General features: G+C 66.7%; 9 protein-coding genes. 3 read left to right on the plus strand and 6 right to left on the minus strand.

From position 1 onward, the window contains the following. The first annotated feature begins 258 nt into the window (after window positions 1–258). Together E1261_RS39875 and E1261_RS39880 are read left to right on the plus strand one after the other, a co-directional pair. Window positions 259–1941: a chitinase gene (locus E1261_RS39875; protein WP_132414947.1), complete on the plus strand. Its 1683-nt coding sequence runs from the start codon at window positions 259–261 to the stop codon at window positions 1939–1941. Then, entirely contained in the window at window positions 1941–2858 is a 918-nt protein-coding gene (locus tag E1261_RS39880) for a helix-turn-helix domain-containing protein (protein ID WP_132414948.1), read from the plus strand. Before E1261_RS39875 ends, E1261_RS39880 begins: the two co-directional genes overlap by 1 nt. Here the strand turns inward: E1261_RS39880 and E1261_RS39885 are convergent. The 4 genes from E1261_RS39885 to E1261_RS39900 all read right to left on the minus strand — a co-directional run bounded on the left by E1261_RS39885 (window position 2847) and on the right by E1261_RS39900 (window position 7062). Then, window positions 2847–3941, minus strand: a complete 1095-nt coding sequence (locus E1261_RS39885; protein WP_132414949.1) for an FAD-dependent monooxygenase — start codon at window positions 3939–3941, stop codon at window positions 2847–2849. The genes E1261_RS39880 and E1261_RS39885 overlap by 12 nt on opposite strands. Then, a complete protein-coding gene (locus E1261_RS39890; protein ID WP_132414950.1) occupies window positions 3938–5332 on the minus strand; it encodes an MFS transporter in 1395 nt (464 codons plus the stop codon). Before E1261_RS39890 ends, E1261_RS39885 begins: the two co-directional genes overlap by 4 nt. Window positions 5333–5416: 84 nt before the next feature. After that, window positions 5417–5866, minus strand: a complete 450-nt coding sequence (locus tag E1261_RS39895; RefSeq protein ID WP_238176736.1) for an aminoacyl-tRNA deacylase — start codon at window positions 5864–5866, stop codon at window positions 5417–5419. Beyond that, complete coding sequence (locus E1261_RS39900; RefSeq protein WP_165952809.1) at window positions 5863–7062, minus strand: MFS transporter; 1200 nt, start codon at window positions 7060–7062, stop codon at window positions 5863–5865. Before E1261_RS39900 ends, E1261_RS39895 begins: the two co-directional genes overlap by 4 nt. Before the next feature lie 71 nt (window positions 7063–7133). Here E1261_RS39900 and E1261_RS39905 point away from each other — a divergent pair, with 71 nt between their 5' ends. Further along, window positions 7134–8021, plus strand: coding sequence for a LysR family transcriptional regulator (locus E1261_RS39905; protein ID WP_132414951.1), 888 nt, complete (start codon window positions 7134–7136; stop codon window positions 8019–8021). Window positions 8022–8067: 46 nt separating this feature from the next. Here the strand turns inward: E1261_RS39905 and E1261_RS39910 are convergent, their stop codons facing one another. Both E1261_RS39910 and E1261_RS47060 read right to left on the minus strand, forming a co-directional pair. Then, on the minus strand, window positions 8068–9609 hold the full coding sequence (locus E1261_RS39910) for a cellulose binding domain-containing protein (protein WP_132414952.1): 1542 nt from the start codon (window positions 9607–9609) through the stop codon (window positions 8068–8070). 28 nt (window positions 9610–9637) lie between these two features. Further along, the coding region (locus E1261_RS47060; protein ID WP_338033983.1) for a carbohydrate-binding protein at window positions 9638–9810 on the minus strand (173 nt) is incomplete at its 5' end.

Here is a 9810-nt window from a genome sequence, read left to right on the forward strand (position 1 = left end):
CCCCGGCTCCTCCCCCCGAGCCCGTGGCCGAAGACGGCCCCCGGTCACCCCCCCGCCGGGGGCCGTCGCCTTTCCTCCTCCAGGAGGATGGTCTCCTTCAGGAGCTCTGAAACTTTCGGGAGTTCCGTTCTGGGCGGTCTCGTCCGGAGGGTGTTCCACTGTACAGAATCTGTATATTTTTCATTTCTGTGAGCGTGAGAGCGCGTTCACTTTATGCAGGGTCTTGACAATGTAGTTACGCAGCCACAGTTTCTAATCATGAAACCGCCTGCACCCCGCCCCCAGGCACTGGTCTTCAGCCTGATCGCACTTCTCGTCGCCCTCACGGGCCTGGTCCTGGTCCCCGCGACCGGACATGCCGCCACCAACCTCGTCGTCAACGGCTCCTTCGAGTCCGGCACTCTCTCCGGCTGGCAGTGCGCTGCCGGCAGTGTCACCAGCACAGCCCACTCCGGTTCCTTCGGACTGCAGTCGGCCCCCAGCGGTTCCGCCACCGGACGCTGCAGCCAGACGATCTCGGTCCGCCCCAGTACGGCGTACACGCTGTCGGCCTGGGTGACCGGGTCCAACGTCTACCTCGGTGTGGACGGGGGAGCCTCGACCTGGACCACCAGCAGCACCTGGAGCCAGCTGACCGTCCCGTTCACCACCAGCGCCTCGGCCACGTCGGTGACCATCTACCTGCACGGTTGGTACGGACTACCGCCGTTCGGCGCGGATGACGTCGTACTGGACGGCCCGGGCGGCACGCCGGACACCACTCCGCCGTCCACTCCGGGTGGGCTGGCTGTCGGCAGCCCGACGTCCAGCTCGCTGCAGCTCAACTGGTCCGCTGCGACAGACGCGAACGGCATCGACCACTACGACGTCGTACGGGGGACTGACGCAGCACAGAGCGTCGGCAACGTCACCAGCTGGACGGCGACCGGGCTGACCCAGGCGACGACGTACAGCTTCAAGGTGCGGGCGTGTGACCCCAGCGGCAACTGCTCGCCGTACGGCGCGTCCGCCTCCGGTACGACGACCACCGGGCCGACCAATCCGGGTGGCAGCCTGCCCAAGCACGTGCTGACCGGGTACTGGCAGAACTTCAACAACGGTGCGACCGTCCAGAAGATCTCCGACGTACCGGCGGCGTACGACCTGATCGCGGTTGCCTTCGCTGACGCGGACGCTGCCCGGCCGGGTGGGATCACCTTCAACCTCGACACTGCGGGGCTGAACGGCTACACCGTCGCGCAGTTCAAGTCCGACATCGCGGCGAAGAAGGTCGCCGGGAAGAAGGTCATCCTGTCGGTCGGTGGTGAGCGCGGCACGATCTCGGTCGGTAACGCGACTGCGGCGACCAACTTCGCCTCGACCGCGCTGACGGTACTGCGGGAGTACGGCTTCGACGGGATCGACATCGACCTCGAGAACGGCGTCAACGCGCAGTACATGGGTCAGGCGCTGCGCAGTCTGCAGAGCCAGTTCGGCAGCAGCCTCATCATCACCATGGCGCCGCAGACGATCGACATGCAGGCGACGACGTTCGAGTACTTCAAACTCGCGCTGGCGATCAAGGACATCCTGACCATCGTCAACGTGCAGTACTACAACTCCGGTGCGATGAACGGCTGCAACGGACAGGTGTACTCGCAGGGTTCGGTCGACTTCATCACCGCACAGGCCTGCATCATGCTGCAGAACGGTCTGCGTCCCGACCAGGTCGGTCTGGGTCTGCCGGCGTCGCCGCGTGGTGCCGGCAGTGGCTACGTCTCGCCGACGATCGTCAACAACGCACTGGACTGTCTGGCGCGTGGTACGAACTGTGGCAGCTTCAAACCGACCACCACCTGGCCGACTCTGCGCGGCGCGATGACCTGGTCGACCAACTGGGACGCGCTGAACGGCAACCAGTTCGCCAACCAAGTCGGCGCCCACGTCCACGCAATGCCCTGATGCACAACTACCGCCCCGCTCCGGTGCTGGAAGCGCTCGGTGTCTGCTCGGAGGACGAGCAGCTCTATCGGGCGCTTCTGGCCCGCCCGGAGTCCACAACGACAGACCTGGCGAACGACACCGGCTGGCCGGCCACGCGGATCGCCCGACACCTCCGTTCGCTGCTGTCTCTCGGCCTGGCCTCCCGCATGCCGGGGAGGCCGGCCCGCTACTTCCCAGCGGTCCCCGAGGCAGCAGTCGAGCTGCTGGCGCTCCGGAAACAGGCAGCCATCGTGGAAGCCCGAGTCGGGGCCTCCGTGCTGACTGCTGAGTTCAGAGCCCGGCATGACGCGTTCACGGTGATCCGTGGTGCAGAGGCGGTCGCCCAGCGGTTCTACCAGGCGCAGCAGTGCGCCCAGGACGAAGTGCTTGTGCTGGACCGGCCGCCGTACGTCGTCGTGCCGGTCGAGGCGCGCAGGGCGCACGGCATCACCTACCGGACGATCTTCGACATGGACTCGCTGTCGTCGCCGACTGATTTACTGGCCGCCCGATCCACCGGTTGCCGGATGCTGCGCGACGTACCGCTCAAGATGCTGGTCGTCGATCGCCGGATGGCGCTGCTGCCGACCAGCCACGACGTGATCGTCGAGCTCGGTCCGTCGAGTCTGCTCGACGGACTGCTCCGCCTCTTCGATCTGCTCTGGCACCAGGGCAGTCCGTTGTCCCCGACCCCGTCGGACGGGCCACTGAGCTTCGAAGACCAGCAACTGCTCTCGCTGGCCGCTGCCGGACTGACGGACCAAGCCATCGCCCGGCGACTCGGAGTCGCTCAGCGGACCGTCGAACGACGGATGCAACGCATTCTCAGAGCACTCGACGCCACCACCCGTTTCCAAGCAGGCCTCCGCGCCGGACAGCGAGGCCTACTGGTTTAACTCGGGCAGCGTGCTGAGATTGCGCAGCATCGTGTTGCGTTGCTCCAGTGCCTGACTGGTGGTGGGGATCAGCCTGGCGTCCCCCACACCGATCTTGCCCTGGTTGGCGCTCACGAACTCGCGGGTGCTGCTTTCGTACGCTGCCAAACCCTCGTTGGCTACGGAGTGCGCGAGCCTGTACGCGCCGACTAGCGCCAGGCTGGTGCCCTGCCCAGTCAGAAAGGACGGTGCGTAGGCTGCGTCGCCGACCAACGTGACGTTGCCTCTGGACCACTGCGGCATCCGGATCTGGCTGACGGTGTCGACGAACAGATCATCCGCGTCGCGGAGCGCGGCGATCATGCGCGGTACCTCCCAGCCTGCGTCGCTGAAGGTCTCGGCGATCAGGTCTCGTGAGACGTCAGCCCGTGGCTGTGACTGGGCGACGGTCAGCAGGGCGTGCACCTCGTCGTCGCCGACGGCATAGACGGCCGCAGCTCTGCCTGGGGTGTTCCACATGACCACCTCATCGGAGAGACCGAAGGTGTTGGGCATGCTGAAGCCGGCGAAGCAGTACCCGAGGTAGTGGTGGAACTGCTCCTCCGGACCGAACGTGAGCGCCCGGGTGCGCGAATGCAGACCGTCCGCGCCGAACACTAGGTCGAACGTCCGTGGGCCACCGCTGATGAACGTGACGTCGACTCCGCGGTCGGACTGGTCGAGTGACTCGACAGAGTCGTCGAATACGAACTCCACGTCGTCACGGACCGCGGCGTACAAGGCTGCGGTCAGGTCTCCGCGCCGTACCTCGAGGTCCTGTCCGGTGTCGCTGCCGGCGAGCGCATGCGGATTGACCGAGGCGATCGTGCTGCCGTCCTCGTTGAGGAAAGTGAGCCGCCGCAGGTCGATCCGTGCGTCCTGCAGCTGTGGGAGGATCCCCATCCGCCGGACCACCTCCAACGCGGTGCCGCGGATGTCGATGGGGTAGCCACCGGCGCGCGGAGCGCTCGCCTTCTCCACCACCGTGACTTCGTAGCCGTAGCGGTTCAGCCAGTACGCGAGGGCGGGACCGGCGATGCTTGCTCCGGAGATCAGGGCCTTCATGCGTTGACTCCCTTGCGCAGAGTGCGGATGACCAGCAGAGACAGTGCGGTGACGGTGGCAGCGATGACAAAGCCCGTGGTGTAGGCCGACTCAGCTGGGACCTGCGTGCCGGACAGCGTCCCGGCGGAGAGGACTGCGCCGCTGACCTGTACGCCGGCGGCGAAGCCGAGCACCCGGGTCACCAGCACGAGGCTGGTGGCGATACCGGTGTTGTCCTGGTCGACAGCGTCGGCGGTCTTGATGACCATCGCCGTGATGCAGACACCACTGGCCAGGGCGATCAGTGCCTTGCCGACGACGAGGTGCCAGACCTCGGAGTGGACGAACGCCAGGGCGAACAGGGCGGTCGTCATGACGGCGATTCCGGTGCCCAGTACGGCGCTCGAGCCGAAACGCCGTACCGCGAGCCCACTGAGCGGACCGCTGACCGCCGCCGCGATGGCGCTGGGTAACAGGTACCGCCCGATGTCAGTGGGGCTTGCCCCGAAGCCGTACCCGGCTGCGGATACGTCGAACAGCTGCGGCACGAGGTACGTCGCCGACGCGGTGCCGACGCAGACGGCGAAGGTGATCACGTAGGAGCTCCACAGTGCAGGCTTCGAGAACAGCCGCAGATCGACCATCGGTGCGGGAGAGCGGCGTTCGACCCTGATCCATCCGGTCACCAGGGCGGCCAGGAGTACGACGAGGCCTCCGAACAGGAGCGGCTTGTCGAGGGCGTCGGGGGCGGCTTGGAGCCCGGCCATGAGCGTCACCAGAATGCAGCTCAGCAGCACCACACCGGGCCAGTCGATCCGGGCGTCCGATCGGGCCGGCGGATCGTTCGGCATCAGCCAGTGGACGAGCAGGGTCGTGATGACGACCGCGATCGTCGGGATCGCGAACATCCAGTGCCGCGACAACCCTTCCGCGATCGGACCGGCCATCAACGTGCCCAGCATGCCGCCGCCGACGAACATCCCGCTGACCACCCCGATGGCCACCGCGGACTCGCCCGCTGGGAGGTGCTTGCGGACCAGGATGAACGACAGCGGCATCGCGCCCACCATCGCGCCCTCCAGGACCTGGCCGAGCAGCAGCACCGGCAGGTTCGGTGCCAGAGCGGACACCAGGCCACCGGCCGCCACCACTGCCATCAGCCGGACCATGACCCATTTCCCGCCGTACCGGTCACCGAGGTTGCCGGCGATGGGCGTGATGATGGCGCCCGTGATCAGCATGGTGATGCTGAGCAACGCCCCCTGGGCAGGACTCATCGACAGCTCGCGTTGCAGCAGCGGGAGCGTGGGCGTCACCACCGACTCCAGAGTGCCGGTGGCGGCGGCCAGCAGGCCGAGAGCCCAGATTGCTGCCTTCCCGACGCGGACAGGTGGATCCAGGGTTGTCGTCATGCCATCCAGCCAACCCGGGATGCGCCGCCCGGAGGATGGCTCTGGAACCCCTGTCGGGGTGGGCTTTCACCCACCCCGGATGGTTCAGTCGGTCACGTCGGCGACGGTGGCGTTGAGGGCTTTGGTGAGCTCGTCGGCGTCCACAGTGATGCCGGTGCCGAAGTCGCCGCCGCCGATCGAGATGGTGCCGGTGATCCGCTCGTCGGCGATCACCGGCCAGGCGTGGGTGCTGCCCAGCGGGGTGATGGTGCCGCGCAGGTAGCCGGTGACTGCGAAGGCGGTGTCCTTGTCCGGCATCGACATCCGCTTGACGCCGAGCAGCGTGCGCAGCTTCGGCCAGGCGATCTCACGGTCGCCGGGGACCAGGACGAACCGGTAGTCGTCGTCAGCCAGCCGCACCACGATCGTCTTGATCAGCCGGGCCGGTTCGATCCCCCTTGCTGCGGCTGCCTCTTCTAGTGAGTTCACTGGGCCGTGCTGGGTCATTTCGTAGCTCAGCCCGAGCTGGTCAGCCGCATCCGTTGCCTTGGTCACCTGTCCAGTCTAGGAACAGCCTTCAGGGCTAGTGACAACACCAGCGCGATTGCGAACAGCACTCCGGCCTCCAGAGCGACTCCACTCCAGCCTGCACGACTCCACGCCGTACCGGCGAGACCTCCGAAGACGGAGGAGCCTAGGTAGAAGGAGAACAGGTACATGCTCGAGGCCTGGCCGGTTCCGATCCCTGCGGCGTGTGCTCGGGCTGGTACCCAACCACTGGCCACTCCGTGTACTGCGAAGAACCCTGCTGTCAGCACTGCGAGACCGAGCACGATGAGTGGTAGCGGCGCGGCCAGAGTGATCGCCACTCCAGCCAAGGTGACCAGGCACCCCACCGGTACGACGGCACGTCGTCCGAAACGGTCTGCCAGCAACCCGGCGCCTGCGGAACCGGCTGATCCGAGCAGGTAGACGCAGAACACCAGTCCGGAGGCACCGGCGCTCAGAAGGTAGGGCTCACCCGACAGCCGGAACACTGCGCCGTTGTAGACCGCGACGAATGCGCCGACCGCAGTGGCCGCGATTCCGTACAGAGCAAGCAGTGCGGGGTCTCGCAGGATCCGGCCGGAGAACGGACGTGCCGAACCAGGGCGGAAGTTCTGCGACGACGGCAGCAGCCACCACACGATTCCAGCGCAGAGGAGTCCCAGTACGGCGATTCCGGCGGCACCGAACCGCCAACCGCCGAGGTCGGACAGACCGCCGGCCACTAGTCGGCCGGACATCCCGCCGACCGCTGTACCAGCGATGTAGAGCCCGCTGGCGCGTGCGTGGCTGTCGGCATGCACCTCCTCGCGCAGGTAGGCCATCGCCACTGCCGGCAGACCTGCCATCGCGATCCCTTGCAGGCCGCGCAGTGCGAGCAGCGCATGCCAGGTGGGAGCGAAGGCGGTGAGCAGTGCGAAGAGCGACGTACCTGCGACAGACCAACGCATCAGAGTGGTTCGGCCGATCCGCTCCGACATCGGTCCGACCACCAGGAGGGCCAGACCGAGGCCGAAGGTCGCGAACGACACACTGAAAGCGCTCTGGCTGGGAGAGACGTGGAAGTGCTCGGACAGCTCGGGGAGCAGCGGCTGGGTGCTGTAGAGGAGTGCGAAGGTCGCCAGCCCGGCTGCGAACAGTGCCACTGAGAGCCTGCGGTACGCCGCCTCTCCGGGCCGGTAGCCGACTGCGACAGATTGGTGCATGCCTTCGACGGTGCCACGCTCGGAGTGATACGTAAAATGTCGATCTCGGCGGAAATAGATACGATATCCGTATGCATGTCGAGGATCTGCGCTGGTTCGCCGTCCTGGGGGAGACCGAACATCTGACTGCCGCAGCGGCCGCGTTGGGCACCAGTCAGCCCAATCTGTCGCGGTCGCTGCGCCGCGTCGAGGAGGCGTTCGGCGTACCGCTGTTCGAGCGTGAGCATCGCGGTCTGCGCCTGAACCCGTACGGCCGGATCGTGCTGGAGGCAGCCCGGGCGGGGACTGCGGCCGTCGACAGCGCGCAGCTCCGGATCGGTGCACTGCTCGATCCGGAGTCGGGGATCGTGCGGCTGGCGTTCCTGCACTCAGTTGCCACGAGTCTGCTACCGGACCTGCTGAAGGCGTACCGGGCGGTGGGTCCGAGTGCTGAGTTCGCACTGCGCCAGGGAGCGTCGACCGGCATCGTCGAGGACCTGGAAAGTGGTGATGCGGACATCGGTCTCACGGCGCCTCGGCCGGATCCGGAACGCTTCGGCTGGCACCCGCTCGAACAGCAACGGCTGGCGCTGCACGTTCCGCCAGGACACCCGCTGGCGACCCGGCGTCGCGTCGAGCTGGCTGCGGCCGCGGACGAGCCTTTCGTTGGTCTGCAACCAGGGTTCGGGTTTCGGCGGATCAGCGACGAGCTGTGTCGCGCTGCCGGCTTCGTGCCGCGGCTGGCGTTCGAGGCCACTGACCTGAACACAATCGACAGTCTGGTCGGTGCTGGGCTCGGTGTCGCAGTGCTGCCGTCCAGTGCGATCCGCGGTAGTGACAGTGGTGCGGTAGCGGTGCCGCTGGCCGGAGTCCAGTCACGCCGCGAGATCGGGATGACCTGGCGACTTCGGGCACAGCTGACACCAGCAGCTGAGCGGTTCCGGGCGTTCGTCCGGTCCCGCCCAGTCATCTCGACCTGAAGCAGTACGGCGGGTGCCCCTGACCGAGCACCCGCCGTACCGGCTGTCAGAAGCCTGCAGTGATGCGGGTGAACTCCCAGTCGGGCTGGGCGATACCACTGCAGTTGGAGACCACGCCGCCGCCTGCGCAGCCGCGGTCCCGGTTCACGGACCAGAACGCCAGCCGGGCCAGGCCGTTCGACTTGGACCAGTTGGTGATGTTCTGCCAGGTCGCCGTCGTCGTCATCTCCTGCTGGTCGGACAGACCGTTCATCCCGGAGATGCCCTGGTGCGCGTAGGCCTGGGCGGTGGTCCAGCCGAAGACTGCCTTCAGCTTGTTGTTCAGACCCGTCGACGCACCGACGGTGTCGTTGTAGATGTTCGAGCTGCCGAAGTCGAACGGCATCAGCGTGAACACGTCGATGTTCGCGTTCAGCGCCGCGGACCGCTCGATCAGCCGGTTACCCCAGAAGTTCGGGCCGGTGGTCGACGTACCGAAGGTGAGGATCGTCTGGATCCCCGGGTTGTTCTGCTTGACGATCTTGAGCGCGTTCAGGATGCGGTCCTGGACGACCTCGTTCTCGAACTCGTCGGAGTTCTCGATGTCGACGTCGATCGCCTTCAGGCCGTAGGCGTCGATGACCTTCTGGTACGCACCGGCCAGGGCTTCCGGCGTACTGCAGTTCGGGCCGAGCTTGTTGCCGCTCCAGCCGCCGATCGACGGCACGATGTCGCCGCCGGCCGCACGGATCTGTGCGATCGCGTTGGCGTCCGCGCTGCCCTGCAGCGGTCGGGTGCCGTCCCAGGCCGGGTTGCAGCCGCCGGACGACAGGATGAACGCCATGGTGAACCACTTGATGCCGGTGGCGTTCATGACGGTCTGCGGGTTGGGCGGGTCACCCCAGCCCATGTACAGGTACGGCGCTGCCCGCCGACTGCCTACTGGGTCGGTGCCGGCCTTGGTGGTGACCGAGATCGACCCGGTCTTCGCGCCTTCGCCTGCACTGTTCTGACCGCTCACCTGGTAGCTGTAGCTGGTGCTGGCGGTCAGACCGGAGTCCGTGTACGACGTACCGGTCGACGTACCGACCTTGGCGCCGTTGCGGTAGATGTTGTAGCTGGCCGCATTACTGGCTGCGGACCACGAGAGACTCACGGTCGAGGCGGTCGACGTACCGGACAGTCCGCTTGGTGCACCTGGAAGAGTGACCGGGCCACCGCCTGAGCAGGAGCCGCCGTTCAGCCGGCAGGCGGCCAGACCGGGGAAGTTGCCCGGGCTGCCGTTGAAGCCGAAGGTGACGCTGGCACCAGGTGCCAACGGCCCGGCCCAGCCGGGCGGAGTGAAGGTGTGCGTCTGCCCGCTGCTGCTCCGGGTCGCGTCCCACGAGCTTGAGATCGAGTAGCCCGACGGGAAGTCGAGTGCTACCGACCATGTGCTCAGTGAGCTCGTGGTGTCGTTCAGGACAGTTACCTTGCCCTCGAAGCCGCTGCCCCAGTCAGACACCTTCGTGAAGGTCGCAGAGACCCCGGCCGCGTTGGCGGCCGGTGCGACGAGAAGTGCGAGTACCACTGCGGTGATGGCTGCGATCGCCATCGAGATGCGTTTCATCTTGCTCCGATCAGAGGGCGGGACGTGATCAGACCTTGCCCCAGAGTGCGGGGACGTTCGGCGGCTCCCAACCGGTCAGGGACGTGTGGCCCTGGATGCACTTGTAGGTAAGGCCGTTGTAGCTCACCAGTGCACCGGTTGCGTACGACGTGTTGGGCGCCCACGGGGTGGCCGTCGGGGGCGTCGGAGTCGGGGTGGGAG

The sequence above is a fragment of the Kribbella albertanoniae genome, from assembly GCF_004348455.1.
Classification (GTDB): Bacteria; Actinomycetota; Actinomycetes; order Propionibacteriales; family Kribbellaceae; genus Kribbella; species Kribbella albertanoniae.